The sequence below is a fragment of the Citrobacter sp. Cc139 genome (assembly GCF_030334645.1).
Lineage (GTDB): Bacteria > Pseudomonadota > Gammaproteobacteria > Enterobacterales > Enterobacteriaceae > Citrobacter > Citrobacter werkmanii.
This window is the reverse complement of record NZ_JAOWDM010000095.1, coordinates 194,991-211,571: the sequence shown is the minus strand read 5'-3', so window position 1 is coordinate 211,571 and position 16,581 is coordinate 194,991. Positions and strand designations below refer to the sequence as shown.

Below are 16,581 nucleotides of genomic sequence, written 5' to 3'. Positions count from 1 at the left end.
GACGCGGGGTGGAGCAGCCTGGTAGCTCGTCGGGCTCATAACCCGAAGGTCGTCGGTTCAAATCCGGCCCCCGCAACCAACACATTAAGCACCTTAACGGGTGTTTTTTTGTATCTGTCGTTCGTAAAAAAAAGCGCTTTTCAGCGCTTTTTTGTTATCCCCTTCTCGCCAGCGTCGCACCATCGGCAAAGTAGGCTTTAATCCCTGCCAGAATCGACTCCGCCACTTCCTGCTGGAAGGTCGCCGTCTTCAGCTTACGCTCTTCTTCGACGTTACTGATAAATGCCGTTTCCACGAGGATGGAGGGAATATCCGGCGCTTTCAGCACCGCGAACCCGGCTTGCTCAACCTGATTCTTATGCAGGTTGTTGATTTTACCAAGCTTATTCAGCACCGCTTTGCCAAACTTCAGGCTGTCGGCGATGGTCAGCGATTGCACCATATCGAACATGGTGTGGTCGACATAACGGTCACCGCTTTTGCTAACGCCACCGATGAGATCCGAGGCGTTCTGGGTTTGGGCCAGATATTTTGCCGCGGTACTGGTCGCCCCTTTAGTGGAGAGCGCAAACACCGATGAGCCGCTGGGTTGCCGGCTGGTAAAGGCATCGGCGTGAATAGAGACAAACAGGTCTGCACGCTGTTTCTGCGCTTTCGCCACACGCACTTTTAGCGGAATGAATATATCTTCATTACGCGTCATAAAGACCTTCATGTTGCCCTCTTTTTCAATAAGGGCTCGCAGGCGACGGGCAATTTGCAGTACCACATCTTTTTCACGCGTCTTATATTTCCCCACCGCACCGGAGTCTTCTCCACCGTGCCCGGGATCCAGCATAATGACAATCGGACGATCGCGCCCCGCTTTACCCGGCTGCGGACCACTTTGCGCAGGCGGCACCTGTTTATCCAGATCGCCCTTGTTGTAATCTTCAAGCAACGCCAGCAGCGGATCCTGAACATCCTGCGCATTGGCAGGATAAAGATCCATGACCAGACGCTCTTTAAAACCGGCGACGGGGGCCAGGGCAAAGAGTTGCGGCTTCACATTCTGTTTCAGCTCGAACACCATCCGCACGGTCTGCGGGTCAAATTGCCCGACTCTCGCCGACTTAATATAGGGATCGTCAGGACGAATCTGCGCGCCGATGCCCTTAAGCACCGAGTTCAAATTAACGCCTTCAATATCGACAACCACACGCTCAGGATTACTCAGGGCAAACTGTTTGTATTTCAGCAAACGGTTGGATTCCACCGTGACGCGGGTATAACTGGATGCAGGCCAGATACGAACGGCAACGACCTGACTCACGGCAGCCAGACCAACCTGACTGACGCTCAAAAGCCACATAGCACCCGCACCTTGCAGTAAACGACGGCGACTGATTGCTGAATTGGATCCCGACATGCTTCTCCCGAGCAAAAGAAATCTTTATTGAAGTAATACGTAAAACGTCCGAATTGACCGGAAACTTTAACGAATGACGCATAATCTGTCATCTATAAAAGGGTAAACATTCTTTTTATATTCACGGCATTACTGAAAAAAATCTTCGGCATGAGTAAAAATTACGCTTGCGCACAGCACCAAAACAGAATAAAAATACACAAATTACGAATAATCATGCAATGAGGGTGTGCCGTGGTGAAGGAGCGTAGAACCGAACTGGTACAGGGATTCCGCCATTCTGTTCCCTATATCAATACCCATCGGGGAAAAACGTTTGTCATTATGCTGGGCGGCGAAGCCATCGAGCATGAAAACTTTTCCAGTATCGTCAATGACATTGGGCTTCTTCATAGCCTCGGCATCCGCCTTGTCGTGGTCTATGGCGCACGACCGCAGATTGATGCCAATCTTGCGGCGCATCATTATGAGCCGGTGTACCACAAGAATACGCGCGTCACCGACGCTAAAACCCTGGAGCTGGTCAAACAGGCTGCTGGGTTGCTCCAGCTTGATATTACCGCCCGCCTGTCGATGAGCCTGAATAATACGCCATTGCAGGGTGCGCATATCAATGTGGTCAGCGGTAATTTTATTATCTCCCAGCCGCTGGGCGTTGATGACGGCGTGGACTACTGCCATAGCGGGCGTATTCGTCGTATTGATGAAGAGGCCATTCACCGTCAACTGGACAGTGGCGCGATAGTCCTGATGGGGCCAGTCGCCGTTTCCGTTACCGGTGAGAGCTTTAATCTGACGTCAGAAGAGGTCGCCACGCAGTTGGCTATCAAACTGAAGGCGGAGAAAATGATTGGCTTTTGCTCCTCCCAAGGGGTCACCAACGATGATGGCGATATTATTTCCGAATTGTTCCCTAACGAAGCCCAGGCGCGCGTCGAGTCACAGGAAGAGAAAGGTGACTACAGCTCAGGTACGGTGCGCTTCCTGCGTGGTGCGGTGAAAGCCTGTCGCAGTGGCGTACGCCGCTGCCACCTGATCAGCTATCAGGAAGATGGCGCGTTGCTGCAGGAACTGTTCTCCCGCGATGGCATCGGTACGCAAATCGTGATGGAAAGCGCGGAGCAAATTCGCCGCGCCACCATTAACGATATCGGCGGCATTCTGGAGCTGATCCGTCCGCTGGAACAACAAGGCATTCTGGTCCGCCGCTCCCGCGAACAACTGGAAATGGAGATCGACAAATTCACCATTATTCAGCGAGATAACCTGACTATCGCCTGTGCCGCTCTGTATCCTTTCCCGGAAGAGAGGATTGGCGAAATGGCCTGCGTGGCGGTACACCCGGATTACCGTAGTTCGTCACGTGGGGAAGTATTGCTGGAGCGGATCGCCGCGCAGGCCCGGCAAATGGGGCTGAGTAAGCTGTTCGTACTGACCACCCGCAGCATCCACTGGTTCCAGGAGCGCGGCTTCACGCCGGTGGATATCGACCTGCTGCCGGAAAGCAAGAAAGAGATGTACAACTATCAGCGGCGATCAAAAGTGCTGATGGCTGATTTGGCCTAGGCGTGGTTGCCGGATGCGGCATAACAGCCTCATCCGGCCTACAGCTACATCATGCCGTCATTAAATAATGCTGATAGCCCGCTGCGGCGTTCGGTACGCATGACAATTGCCCCGCCCAATATTCGTTCATCGGCATACAGCGACAGACGGCGGCGCGCGCGGGTTACGGCGGTATAGACCAGCTCGCGGGTAACCACGGGGGAATGCTGGCTGGGTAAAATCAGCGCCGCATGGTCAAACTCAGAGCCCTGCGATTTATGTACCGTCATCGCCCAGGTGGTTTCATGCTCAGGCAAGCGGCTGGGTTGCACCGACTTAATCGAACCGTCCGGCAGCGCAAACCACACCCTCAGCCCTTGTCCGCGATCGAGGGCAATGCCAATATCACCGTTAAATAACCCCAGCGAACTGTCATTGCGCGAAATCATCACCGGTCTTCCCTCATACCAACGACTGTGCGTCGAACGGTGAATTTTACGTTTTTGCGCCATCACCTGCTCAATGCGCTCATTCAAACCGCCTACGCCAAACGGCCCTTCCCGCAAAGCGCATAGCAGCTGATACTCATTGAAGGCCTGAATGATGGCATCCGGCGCGGCGCCCTCATGCAGTAAATCCAGGTAGTGCCCATAACCTGCCAGCGCCTCATCCAGCATCGCGGCGTAATCTTCACTGCTGCGTAACGTGCGTTTTTCGATATCGCTGAATCCCTGCTGGAAAACCGTTTTTACCGCAGCTTTGTCACCGCGATTAATCGCAGCAGCCAATTGACCGATCCCAGAATCACTGCCGAAACGATAGCTTTTTTGCAGCAGACACAAGCTGTCACGCAACGCCGCCGCCTGAGTACCCGTTCCCGCCGGAATAGCGCTACCGGTCAGGCGACTAAGCTGCCGGGCACGTTCCGGGGTAAATCCTTCGCTGACAAAAGCACAGATATCCCCGAGCACCGCCCCCGCCTCGACGGAGGCGAGCTGGTCACGATCGCCGAGAAAAATCACCCGCCCGTGCGGCGGTAGGGCATCGATAAGGCGCGACATCATCGGCAAATCAATCATTGAAGCTTCATCCACCACCAGCACATCCACATGCAGCGGATTCCCCGCGTGATGACGCAAGCGCTGGCTGCCGGGCTGAGCGCCTAATAACCGATGCAGCGTACTGGCATCATCGGGAATGCGTTTCTTTTGCTCATCGGTAAGCGGCAGTTCTCGCAACGCCGCTCCCAGCGAGGCGGTCAGACGCGCAGCCGCTTTTCCCGTTGGCGCCGCCAGACGAATACGGCAGCGCTCACCGTCCGCCATCTGGATCAACGCCGCCAAAAGTCTCGCGACCGTTGTCGTTTTTCCGGTGCCCGGCCCGCCGGAGATCACTGATATACGGCGGGTCAGCGCCACAGCAGCGGCCACCTTTTGCCAGTTAACGCCTTCCGATGATGGAAACAGCGCCTCCAGCGTGTCAGTCAGCCGTTGTTCATCCACCTCAATGGCATGGTTAACTTCACTGAAAAAACGCGCCACCGCGCGTTCGTTATGCCACATGCGGTTCAGATACAGGCGATCGCCGTACAGCACCAGCGGGGTCGGTTGCTCGCCACGGCTTACTGCCCCGGAGGCCAGCAAACATTCCGCCCAGTCTTCAGGCTCGCCCATCTCAGCAAGCCAGGCGCTTAACAAAGGATGAGCATCTTCGCGTAAGGATAATCGCGAAAGTGGTAAGCAGACGTGCCCTTCTCCCGCTTCGCGGCTGAGCAATGCCGCAGCCAGCGCAACCGCAGGATTACCATTTCCGGCCACTGCCAGCGCAAACTGGGCATCCAGAGGCCGGAGCTGTTTTTGTTCAACGGCTTCCAGTAATCGTTTCTGGATTGTCATGACATCTCCTCCAGCTCCGCACCAGCAAACATCTCATCCATCAAAGCGATCAATTCTCCGTCTGGTCGGGTGGCGTAAATTCCCTGCTGCGGATCCTCGCCATCAACGCCGCGCAGGAAAAGATAGATAACGCCGCCAAAATGGCGTTCATAGTCATAATCAGCAATGCGATGGCGTAAGTAGCGATGCAACGCCAGGGTATAAAGTTGATATTGCAGGTCGTAGCGATGCGCCTGCATGGCTGAGGCCATCGCCTGCTGCGTGTAGGCTGCGCTGTCTTCACCCAGCCAGTTAGATTTGTAATCAAGCAGGTAATAACGCCCCTGATGACGAAACACCAGGTCAATAAACCCTTTTAGCATGCCGCGTACCTGCATAAAATCCAACGCAGAGCAGCCCGCTGAAAGCGGATCGTATTTACGGATCAACGCATCAAGTCGGCTGGCCATCAGCGGCTGCGAAATCGGCAGATAAAACTCCATCTCCACCTGTTTTTCACGGGCGGAAAGTTGGCTCAAACTGACGCCCGTCTCGTTAAGAGGCGCCTGCAAAATGGCGTCCAGCCATGCGGTCAAAACCGGCGTCCAATGCGCGTCATAACCGCCCAAGGCCAGTTTTTCCTCGACCCAACGCGGATCTACCGGTTGGGTAAAATCAAGGTCCTCAAACAGGCTATGCAAAAACGTGCCCGGCGAGGCGCCGCGCGGAAATTGATGCGGGGTGAGTCCTGACTCCGCAATGACCTCGCCAACGCCTGTGGCATCAACATCCAGGCGCGGGATCAGATCCTGCGCGATTCCATGTCCGCGCTGTTGCAGGCCGGAATAACTGGTCACGCGCCAGCCATCGCCGGGGGTGCGTTGCAGTGTTCTCGCACTCAATGTGGCGCTGACCGGCTGCGCAACCTGCCAGCGCTCACCGTCAGGTTGACCTGGCGTCAGGCAGGCAATATCGTCGCAACCCAGCGCGTCAATCGCGCCACGCAGTCCCACGGCATCCATTGGCTCACCTTTTTGCAACAGACGACCAAGGGCGCTCTGATGCACATCGGTATCCCCTTTTTTATCGCCCCGACGACGTACCAACGGCGCAACGCCGAGGCTGCAGTGCCATACCGAACGGGTTAGCGCAACGTAGAGCAAGCGCAGGTCTTCCGCCAGGCGTTCAGCCTCTGCCAGCTCAACGCTCTCCCTGGCGTCACTGAGGTCCAGTACCGCTTCAAAGGAGCTGCGATCGTGGTAGAACGCCTGATCCTGGACGCGGAAATTCGTGATAAACGGCAGCCAGACCAGCGGGTATTCCAGCCCTTTCGATTTATGAATAGTCACGATTTGTACCAGGTGCTTGTCGCTTTCCAGTCTGAGCTGCTGGCTGGACGCATTGCTGTCCGGTTCAAGAATATGCTGGGACAACCAGCGCACCAGCGCATGCTCGCTTTCCAGTTGCGATCCCGCCTCCTGGAGCAGTTCGCTGATATGTAAAATATCGGTCAGACGGCGTTCGCCCCCTGCCGTCGCCAGCAGGTTTTCCGCAATCTGGCGGTTTGTCATCAGCGCACGCAGCATCGGCATGACGCCGCGTTTATGCCAGATTTGACGATAGCCGTCGAATTCTTCAACTACCGCATCCCAGGCATTCTCATCGTTATTTAATGCTTCAATATCCTGCGCATTCAGCCCCATCATTGAGGTCGCCAGCGCGCTACGCAGTGTGTTTTCACGTTCCGGCGTCATCACCGCTTGCAGCATCCACAGCAATTCCTGCGCTTCCAGCGTTTCAAATACGCTGTCACGGTTGGAAAGGTAGACGGAGGGAATCGCCAGTTGCGTCAGGGCATCGCGGACCAGCGCCGCCTCCTGGCGGCTACGAACCAGTACGCTGATGTCTGAGGCGCGTACCGGCCTGGATGCTTTACCGCTGACCAGTTGCGCATCACCAGAGTGTCCGGCCTTCAGCCAGTCGCGAATTTGCGTCGCGCACACCTGCGCCATGTAGTTCTGGTAGTCGCCTACGCCACAACTTTCCCCTTCCATCAGCCACATACTCATTGCGGGCTGCGTTTCACCGTGTAAAACAAACCGCAGCGACTGGTTTTTCTCTGCAAATTTTACCGGGCTAAAGGGGATTTCGCGGAACATAAAGGCGTCGTCCATCTGGCTGAAAAGCGTATTCACGCTATTGACCATGCCGGGGGCAGAACGCCAGTTGGTATCGAGCGTATAGTGTGCGCTGACTTCGCTGCGCGCCTTCATATAGGTGAAAATATCCGCGCCGCGAAACGCATAAATAGCCTGTTTGGGATCGCCAATCAACAACAGCGCGGTCTCCGGCTGATGCTGCCAGATCCGGCGGAATATGCGGTACTGCTGCGGATCGGTATCCTGAAATTCATCGATCATCGCGACCGGGAAACGGGTACGGATAGCCGCCGCCAGCGCATCGCCGCTGTCACTGCGCAACGCCGCATCCAGACGGCTGAGCATATCGTCAAAGCCAAGCTCGCCGCGTCGACGCTTCTCCTCAGCAACCGCGGTGCGGATTTCCGCCAGCGCCCGGGTGATCACCAGATCGCGGAGAGTTAACGGTTCGCTAAGTAGTTCATCAATGGCGACGAAAAGCGGGTGCTGAGGCGTTACGCCCCCCGCTTTGGTGCGCTCTTGCAGAAAACGCTGTGAGAATTTCTCCAGCGCGTCAGGAAGCTGGTAACTCTGGGTTTCTTCCTGTGCCCATGCGCTGATCTTTTCGATCCACTTGCTCTGGTTACCGCGATTGAATTTACGTCGATCGATCCCGGAGGCTTCCAGCAGCCCGTCCAGCTCATCAACAGAGCCGCGCCATTGCTGCTTAATCCGGTTAATGCGGGCGAGAATTTGTTCGTGTCGGGAGGCCAGCGTTTCGTCATCGGACGGGGGAGCCTTGATCACCGGCGCTTCGCCCTGCAGATAGCGATCGATATCCCTCAATAGCGCCTGAGGACCTTTCCACGTTTCAAAAATGACCTGCGCAATGTCGCGGGACAACGGATAGCAATGCCGCCGCCAGAAGTCCGCGCACGCCTGATAACGCAGCAGTGATTCGTCTTCAATCAGTTGCTGTTCAAACAGCATGCCTGACTCAAAGGCGTTGAGGGTCAGCATGCGCTGACAAAAACCATGAATGGTAAACACCGCCGCTTCATCCATCTGTCTTTCAGCCAATAGCAGCCACTGGGCAGCCTGTTTTTTATCGGCTATTTCGTCTAACAAACGGGCATATAGCGGGTTGTCGGTGGTTTCGCGCAGGCAGGCAATGCGCAGCTCATGAATGTTGCTACGAATTCGGCCACGCAGTTCCTCTGTGGCCGCCTCGGTAAAGGTGACCACTAACAGTTCTTCAACGGTCAGAGGACGTGGAAAGGCGGCAGAGCCGCCCAGTCCAAGCAGTAAACGTAAATACAGGGCGGCGATAGTAAAAGTTTTACCGGTGCCCGCAGAGGCTTCAATCAAGCGCTCGCCCGTCAGGGGCAAGCGCAGTGGATCAAGGGACTCAGCGGCATCATTCATTCTTGTCACTCATCAGGGGTAAGGTTTGCTGCAACGCGCTGACGGTCTGCCACACTTTCCAGCCTTCCGGGCGCACGTATTCTGCTTTCCCGTTCTGACTGCCGGAAACCTGTGACAGTATCGCCATGCCTTGCGGCTCAACCACCGCCTGATGGAAGAAGTCGGCAAGTTTTTGCGGCGTCAGCAGTTTAATCTGAGCCACTATTTTATCACGTGAATCGAAGCGCATATTGCCGCGATCAAAATCTTTGCTTAACTGTGAGGCTTCTTCCCCCAGCGTTTGCGGCGCCTGTAGCATTTGCGCAATGATCGCCTGCTGAATTTGTGCAAACTCTTCAGGTTTCATTGCCCGCAGCTTCGCTTCCGCCGTCGGGAAAAATGCTTTATAACGCTCCCAGAGGTAAGACGGTTGCTTATCACTGCTTTGTAACAGGAACCCCATCCCCCACTGACGCCCAACGCTCATCGGGAAAGCAAATACGGCATAGCCTAACTGCTCTTCAGTACGCAGTTGATTGTAGAACCACGGCTGAACAATTTGCCCTAACATGGCGCTGTAGGCTGAACTGCTGTATTCGTCATAGCCAGTTGGCACAAATACCGCCGCCAGCGCAGAATCCGTGCTGCTGCCCGCTTTCTCAAAGATGACGGACTGCTTCTTGTCCACGACCACTTCTTTGTTCCGGCACCACTGCGAACCCTTCGCGCCAAGCTGTTTCTGAATATCCTGCGCCATGGTTGTAGCCTGAGCTTTGCTCATATTACCCACCACCAGGAACTCAGGCCGCGCCCCCGCTTTTAACGCATCGCGGTAGGACATCACCTCTTGCAACGTAATGGATGGCAATAGCGCGCGACGTTCATCGCGTGAGAAATAGGGCACCTGAGACAGCATTTGCACCGGCATAATCGCCTGATCGTAGGCTTTACCTTTTTCCGCAGAGTCCATCATCTGGGCGTACCAGGATTTCGCCTGTGCCAGTTGTTCATCCGTTGAGGTGTAGCTGAAATAACCGCTCAATAACGCCTGAAAAAGCTGCGGCAGACGTTGAGTGTAACCGTTAGCGTTAAGCATCAGACCATTGTTAGCGTTGGTCGAAAAACCTATTCCACCCACCGATGCCTGGTTGCTTAACTGATCGAGCGCGATTCCCGCCAGGTAATCGTTCAGGGCGAATAATACCTGGTTGCGCGCGCTGTCCATCGCTTTCGGGTTACGCAGGATCACGCTGACATCAGCCTTCGGCTCGCTGGCAAAATACTGGCTCGGCGCATACACCACGCGCAAATCCGGCTCATCGACGATCAGTTCCGGGTGAGCGTATTTTTTATCCGCTTTGATCAGCGTGAAATCATCCGGAATGTAGGGGTTCAGCTCTGGCAAAGACAGCGCAATGCCCTGTGCTTTTTGCTGCCAGTCAGCAAAGGTTTTGTCGCTGATTTTGTCCACCTGATAAGGCGCATCGACAAAATAAGCGGTTTTATTATGCGGTTCTTTCGCGCTGATATACCAGATACGCGCATTCTGCGGCGTCATCATTGCCAGACGTTGCGCAATGGCTTGCGCATCATATTGGTCGGCAATATTCACGGCATCCAACGTATGCTCGACGGGAACGCGGATCATGGTATCAGCCAGCCATTCCACGTAGTCCATATCACGAGTGATTGAAGGATAACGGAAATCGAGATCCAGCACGTGCGCCAGTTCGTTAAAGTAGCGTTTATCGACGCCTTTCTCACGTAACAGATTGAGATAGCTAAAGATGGCCGCAACAACTTCATCGCGGTTCGCCAACCCTTTGTCGGTTAACGTCGCAGAAATGGCTAATACCCCGCTGTTGCCATTAACCACCGGATCGGAATCGGCGCGAATGCCCTCCACCAGCCCCTGTTTTTGCAGCCAGTCGGACAGCGTACCAGGACTACGATTGCCAATCAGGTAGGTTATCAGTTCATCAGTTTTACTGCGGAACTTTGCGCTGTTGTTATCGATACGAAACTCGACGCGCAGGACTTTGCGCGGCATTGCCGGCACATAGTGGATGATGATGCCTTTCTGTGCGTCGGTGACAACCGGTACGGTGATTTCCGGTTTTTCGATATTTCTGTTCGGTACGCGGCCGAAAGTATCAGCGGCTATCCGCGCCAACTCTGGCAGTGGTTTATTACTATAAATCACCGCCTTCATCAGGTTCGCGGAGTAGTACTTTTCATGAAATTTTTGTAATGCCAGCACCACCGGGTTACCCGGTTTATCGCTTAATGTCTCCAGATTCCCGCCAGAGAAACGCGAGCCAGGGTGCGCCGGGTTGATCGTCTCAGCGCTGACCTGCGCCATACGCATCCCATCCCGGGTACGCGCCAGCGTCAGCTCGGAGTTCACCGCGTTACGCTCGCGATCGGCATATTTTTTATCCAGCAACGGATCGGCGATCGCGTCCGCCAGTCGATCCACTGCCCCCACCAGCGCGTCGTTTTCGACTTCAAGATAAAAAGCCGTACGGTAAGGCGCTGTGCTGGCGTTGTGGCTGCCGCCATGCATTTTCAGGAATTCAGCCAGGCTGTCGGGCTGCGGGTATTTTTTCGAGCCCATCAGACACATGTGTTCGAGATAATGCGCCAGCCCCTGATGATCGTCCGGATCTTCCAGCGAGCCAACAGGCACCACCAGTGCAGAAAGGGATTTCACGGCCTGCGGATCGGATACCAGCAACACGACCATGCCGTTATCAAGGCGCACGGCCTGATACTGGCGGGTATCTTTATCGCTTTTACGGATGGTTTCAGCTAAAGGCTGCCAACCGGTATCTGCCTGACTTACGGGAACCCAAAGGGCGACGAACAACAGTAATGCGCTGAACCAGGTGCTGCGGGGCATTCACAAACCTCATCATTAACGTATTCACCTGTTCACTGCAAACCACGTATCAATACGTGGCCTGAACAGGGCAAGACTTCGTGCTGAACAAGTCAGCATCTTCTCTTTTTAAGAATCAGTCCGTGACAGAATGCGCATCATAGTGGAAGCCATCAAATTGCGCAATTTTTATACAACCATCAGGACTGGTTAAAGCGAAAAATCGGTAACAGATAGCGCTGTGACTGTAAAACAATGCGTTCCAGCGTCTCGGCATCCAGTTGACGCCACAGGCGTTGATACCAGATATCATCGCCTTCGCCACGAACCATCATGTTGCCTTCATAAGCCTGCAAAAATTTACTGCGCGCTTTTTGCAGCGTATCGTCGTCCTCTAACATGGCATCATTTGCAGCGTCATAACAGGTTTTTAGCCATGCGCCGCCGCTTTCCGGTAATACCAGCAATGGCGACGACATGCCTTCCCGATATCCCTCAATGAGTTGCGACAAATACAGCAGCGCCTGTTCTGCCGCCAGTGGCGGGAAACGCCATTCCCCGTCTTTGCGCAGGAACAACCGACTCTCTCCCGTACCGCCACTGGCACAATAGACAAGATGTTCCAGCCAAAGTTGCACTCCCTGGGCAATGCTTATTAATGATGGGCGCCAGCGCAACAAACCGTCCTCTTGCACCTGCGGCAGCCAACCGGTGATTTGCACACCGTTACAGATGAGATCAATCTCCATGCTCTGGCAAGGCTGACGGCAGGCGATAATGCGTTCAGCCAGCGACTGCATCTCCTGACGCTGCGTATCCCACAGAATTTCGCCAAATGACCCATAGGGCAGCACGCCTGCCGCACGAAAACGGCGAAACAGTCGTTCAGCATCGTTCTCTTCAACCAGCGTGTTAAGCAATTGCTGATTAAGCTGATAGCGAGTTAATCCTTCCAGAACAAAAGGTTCTGTTTCCGGGATCTCACTTTCTTCAGAACGAAAGTTTACCTGCAAACGCATCTGAAAAAAGGCCCGTACCGGATGAGCCCAAAATCGCTGTAGCGTTTCCAGCGTTAACGTGGCTGGCATTTCAAAGGGGAGAGGCTGCACAAAATCCGTGTGCGCTTTTCCTGACAGGCTCGCCGCAGGCAGCCACTCCTGGGCGTAGCTTTGCTGTTCGCCGGGCTGATAGTTTTGTGCGTCAAAAGGCATGCGGGTATGCAGACGGGTAATGTGCGCTTTTACCCGGGCCTCGCTTTGATCGCAGGTCAACGATTCGTCGCCCGGCAAATAGTGGCTTTGCCCGATGTAATCCATCAGTTCCTGCACCAATACCGACGGGAAGCGTTCGCTGTTATCCTGAATTGAGCGGCCAATGTAGCTGATGTAGAGCGTTTGCTGCGCCGAAATTAATGCTTCGAGGAACAGATAACGGTCATCATCGCGACGGCTGCGATCGCCCCGCATCGGTTTTTGACTCATCAGATCAAAGCCCAGCGGCGCAAGCTGACGCGGATAAACGCCATCGTTCATGCCCAGCAGGCATACAACCTTAAAAGGAATAGAGCGCATCGGCATCAGCGTACAAATGTTAACGGGCCCCGCCAGGAAGCGCTGGCTAATGCGTTCCTGGTCGAGACGCTGCGCCAGCTCATCACGTAGCAAGGAAAGCGGTACGGCATCGCCATACTCAGCCCCCAGTCCTTCAGTAATAATGGCCTGCCACTGCTGTTCAATCAGCGTCATCGCCGCTTCGGTATCCGCATCCGGCAGGAAGAAATCATTAAGCATGTCCCGACAAACAGGCAGCCACTCTTCCAGCGGGCGCTCCTGCGCCAGTCCTCGACGCCAGAGATTAAGCTGCATCAGTAACGAGGCCAGATGCCCTACCAGTTCGGCAATCAAACCGCTCGACTCATCGTAGGGCAATACCGATTGCCACTCGCCCTGGGCGCTTTCCATCGCATAGCCGAGCAGCATGCGCGTTAAACCAAATTGCCAGGTATGTTGACCCGTTGGCGGAAGTTCCAGTTCACGCACGTTATCGTCGTCAATTCCCCAGCGAATACCTGATTCATTGACCCACAAACGAAGATAGCGCAGACCATCTTCATCAATATTGAAACGTGCCGCCAGAACGGGTACATCCAGTAATGCCAGCACATCCTCAGAGACAAAACGGCTATCCGGCAGCGACAGCAGACTGATAAAGGCCTGCAAGACGGGATGAGACTGACGCGCCCGACGGTCGGAAATCGCATAGGGTAAGTAACGGTCGGCTGGCGCGCTGCCAAAAACCGCCTGAATGAACGGGCTGTAGCTGTCGATATCCGCCACCATCACGATAATGTCGCGCGGCGTCAGCGTGGGATCTGCTTCCAGCATTGCCAGCAGTCGGTCATGAAGAATTTCCACTTCACGCTGAGGGCTATGGCAGACATGGAAAGTCACGCTGGTGTCGTTCACATCAAGCAGCCGTTTGTTATCGCTCCGGGAATACTCGTCCAGCGTAACGCCCGCCACGGCCCGGCTTTGTAACTCGAGGATATCCGACTGAATGTTATGCAAAAGATTGTCTGGGGTTATATCGACAAACGCATCCAGCTCCTGGCTGTTTTCCAGTTCTGAAAGCAGATAAATATAATCACGTCCCAACTTACCCCACGAGGCCAGCATCGGGTTGCCTACATCCTGCTCACCATCACTGTTAAACAATCCTGCCGCATTCTGAGTATCACGAAACAGCGGCAGGTGACGTTCTTCAAAACTGTGCCGACGCTGACGCGCCAGCAACTTTGCCAGCCAGGCGGGATCTTTAATGTCGCCCCAATAGTAGCGACAAGGGTTAGTAAACAGCAGATGAATATCAATGTGCTTACCCAACGCCTGCAAGGCCTGCAGGTAAACCGGCGGTAGCGCCGAAATTCCGCAAATAAAGACGCGAGAAGGCAGCCCCTGCGGACATTCAGACGCATTTTCCAGGGTGTGAATAAATCGCTGATATAAATTGGCGCGATGCCAGCGCGGTTGACCCAGTTCTGCGGTGTATTCCACCAGCGCTTTCCACAACGGCGCCTGCCATGCCTGAGCCTCGCCGAGTCCTTCAATCTGGCGCCCCGCTTCCCACTGCGTTAACCAGTCAGGGCGATAAACTAAATACTGATCGAAAAGGTCCGCCGCGCGAGAGGAAAGCTGAAACAGCTTACGTTTATCGGTGTCGTCCGTCAGATAGTGTCGCAGCAGTGCGAAGTCATCGTTATCCAGCAATTGCGGCAGCAGAGTCATTAACTTCCAGCTCATGCTCTGTTTGCTAAACGCGCTCTCTTTCGGGATATCCGGCAGCACGCGCACAAACATATCCCAGATAAAACTCGCGGGTAGCGGGAAATCGATGTTGGCGGCGATACCAAATTTCTGTGCAAGGGTCATCTGTAGCCACTGCGCCATACCGGTGCTTTGCACCAGGATCATTTCCGGCTCAAAGGGATCGTCCAACCGCTCGCGCTCAACGATAAACTCCATTAACGCTTCCAGCACATCCAGACGATTGGAGTGGTAGACCCTTAACATAGCGGCTCCTGACTACTGACGGTTCGGGCAATGCAGACGTGTCATTTGACCTTGCCTGCCCAGAGGTGAAGAAAATTTAACACTGATGCTGACACATCCTGCTTCCGTTGTCTGCATTCGGTTAACCTGCCAGTTCACAGGTGGTGAAAACGGATACAGCTGGGTTTGCTGCCAGGCGTGACGCCAGAGTTGCTGATACTGGTTTCTGACGATAAAACTGTTCATCAACGCCCGCTGGTATCCCGATAGCGCAGTCACAACCATGATCATCAGCACCATTGCCAGCATCACTTCCGGCAGGCTAAAACCACGTTGTCTGTTCAGGGAGTCAGACATAACGCTACCGCCTTTAACGGACAAAAATCGCTCCAGCCATGCGCCGAAAATTCGATATTGCCATCGATAACCGCTCCCTGACGCCATAACGATACCCCTTCATAATGCGCAATAAGCAGCACGGAAGTCTCAGTAAGTCGTCGCAGGCAAACCGCGACATCCTGCCCGGTATAACGCCGACACTGTAAAGCCGGTTGTAAGCTCCAGGACTGCATGCGTCCCCATTCGATGGCAGATTGCACTACCGCCTGCCGTTGCAAAGACCGACTTTCCGTTGTAACACGCGATGCAAAACTCGTTTCTTGTCGGCTAACACCCTGTAATAACAGGCTGCCGAGCACCAGCAGTAGCAGGACCATCGCCAGGGACGAAACACCTCGCTCACTATTCACAGGTTGAAACCTGTCACACTGTAAAAGGCTTCAATGACTTTTTGCGGTTCGACGTTGCTCACTCCGCGCAAACGCAACGTAAGGAGTGGTTGAAATCCGCGAATATTCAGGCGCTCAACCTTAAACGCCTGAATCTCTATCGTGGCTGGATCGGTCATTTTCTCCCACCCTTTGCCATTACAACTCGTTGCTCCTCGCTGGGTCTCCAGGACGTTGTCCTGTAAACGAAATCCGATGGTATCGGACTCTTTCGCGGGAACGCTCTCCCAAATGCCGTTACTGTTGGCATCCCAACGGGCAATGACACAGTCACCCTTAGCCGATATCACCAGTCCCTCTCCGACACAGCTTCCCCGGCAATACCCTGCCCGCTGAAGATGTTTTGCCACGGTATAGACCCGCTGCCATATTTCATCCTCCAGCGCTAGCTGGCGCGTATTGCGCAGGATCTCTCGCTGCAGAGCGGGTAAAAATCGCGCTGCGCTAAGCAGTAAAATGCTGCTAATGACCATAGCAATGAGCACCTCCAGCAGTGAAAAACCCCGCTCGTTTACAGACATGACCTGGCCTCATCGCGCTCGCAAAGCCTGATCCGCCCCCAGCCTGACACCACCACGCGCCATTCGCCTGCCGCATTTTTCAGACGAATATGTCCAGCCCATGCCGTATTGCGCAGCCCATAAAAGGCCAGTGAAGGCGTTATCTCTGCCATTTCGACATCGTCCCAGCGCGGTGCAAACACCAGGGGTGAAGTTGGTTTACACCCGTCTTGTAAAGCCGCAGCACTGACCAGACACCACGATGGCCCATCCTCCATCACGCTTATCACGTGATCGCGGTTACGCCAGTTAGCATCTTCACGTAGTTGCAGCAGGTAGTCCCGCACCTGACAGGCGGTCTGCCACAGGCGCTGTTGCTGTTGCCAGTACTGCCAGCCATACAACCCGGACGCGCCAAGCGCCGCGACAATCAGCATCGCAATCAGGGTTTCGAGAAACGTGTAGCCTTGTTGTTTTTTCATGCCGCCAGTATGG

At 54.5% G+C, this 16,581-nt stretch carries 10 protein-coding genes and 1 tRNA gene; 2 read left to right on the top strand and 9 right to left on the bottom strand.

Translation table 11 applies throughout. The features are described 5' to 3' along the window. The first annotated feature begins 2 nt into the window (after window positions 1–2). Window positions 3–79: transfer RNA gene (locus OGV69_RS24295), tRNA-Met, on the top strand. Window positions 80–154: 75 nt separating this feature from the next. Here the strand turns inward: OGV69_RS24295 and amiC are convergent. Next, on the bottom strand, window positions 155–1,408 hold the full coding sequence (gene amiC, locus OGV69_RS24290) for an N-acetylmuramoyl-L-alanine amidase AmiC (protein ID WP_042310761.1): 1,254 nt from the start codon (window positions 1,406–1,408) through the stop codon (window positions 155–157). Window positions 1,409–1,642: 234 nt separating this feature from the next. Between amiC and argA the strand changes: the two genes are divergently transcribed. Further along, a complete protein-coding gene (argA, locus tag OGV69_RS24285; protein ID WP_038633289.1) occupies window positions 1,643–2,974 on the top strand; it encodes an amino-acid N-acetyltransferase in 1,332 nt (443 codons plus the stop codon). A 44-nt stretch (window positions 2,975–3,018) separates the two neighbouring features. Here argA and recD read toward each other — a convergent pair whose 3' ends face one another. From recD to OGV69_RS24245, 8 genes are all read right to left on the bottom strand, one after another. Further along, window positions 3,019–4,848, bottom strand: a complete 1,830-nt coding sequence (gene recD, locus OGV69_RS24280; RefSeq protein WP_069324526.1) for an exodeoxyribonuclease V subunit alpha — start codon at window positions 4,846–4,848, stop codon at window positions 3,019–3,021. Next, entirely contained in the window at window positions 4,845–8,390 is a 3,546-nt protein-coding gene (gene recB, locus OGV69_RS24275; RefSeq protein WP_069324525.1) for an exodeoxyribonuclease V subunit beta, read from the bottom strand. The genes recD and recB overlap by 4 nt, the downstream gene beginning before the upstream one ends. Continuing rightward, window positions 8,383–11,271 carry a pitrilysin gene (ptrA, locus tag OGV69_RS24270; RefSeq protein ID WP_038633297.1) on the bottom strand — a complete coding sequence of 963 codons (2,889 nt, stop codon included), beginning with the start codon at window positions 11,269–11,271 and terminating at the stop codon, window positions 8,383–8,385. The genes recB and ptrA overlap by 8 nt, the downstream gene beginning before the upstream one ends. 179 nt (window positions 11,272–11,450) lie before the next feature. Beyond that, window positions 11,451–14,819 (bottom strand): exodeoxyribonuclease V subunit gamma, encoded by a 3,369-nt coding sequence (gene recC, locus OGV69_RS24265; protein ID WP_227408997.1) that lies wholly within the window; start codon window positions 14,817–14,819, stop codon window positions 11,451–11,453. Window positions 14,820–14,831: 12 nt separating this feature from the next. Continuing rightward, window positions 14,832–15,155, bottom strand: coding sequence for a prepilin-type N-terminal cleavage/methylation domain-containing protein (locus tag OGV69_RS24260; protein WP_069324523.1), 324 nt, complete (start codon window positions 15,153–15,155; stop codon window positions 14,832–14,834). Next, complete coding sequence (locus OGV69_RS24255; protein ID WP_069324522.1) at window positions 15,140–15,547, bottom strand: DUF2509 family protein; 408 nt, start codon at window positions 15,545–15,547, stop codon at window positions 15,140–15,142. Before OGV69_RS24255 ends, OGV69_RS24260 begins: the two co-directional genes overlap by 16 nt. Continuing rightward, entirely contained in the window at window positions 15,544–16,107 is a 564-nt protein-coding gene (locus OGV69_RS24250) for a prepilin peptidase-dependent protein (protein ID WP_069324521.1), read from the bottom strand. The genes OGV69_RS24255 and OGV69_RS24250 overlap by 4 nt, the downstream gene beginning before the upstream one ends. After that, window positions 16,098–16,568 carry a prepilin peptidase-dependent protein gene (locus OGV69_RS24245; RefSeq protein ID WP_038633313.1) on the bottom strand — a complete coding sequence of 157 codons (471 nt, stop codon included), beginning with the start codon at window positions 16,566–16,568 and terminating at the stop codon, window positions 16,098–16,100. The genes OGV69_RS24250 and OGV69_RS24245 overlap by 10 nt, the downstream gene beginning before the upstream one ends. Between the last annotated feature and the right edge of the window lie 13 nt (window positions 16,569–16,581).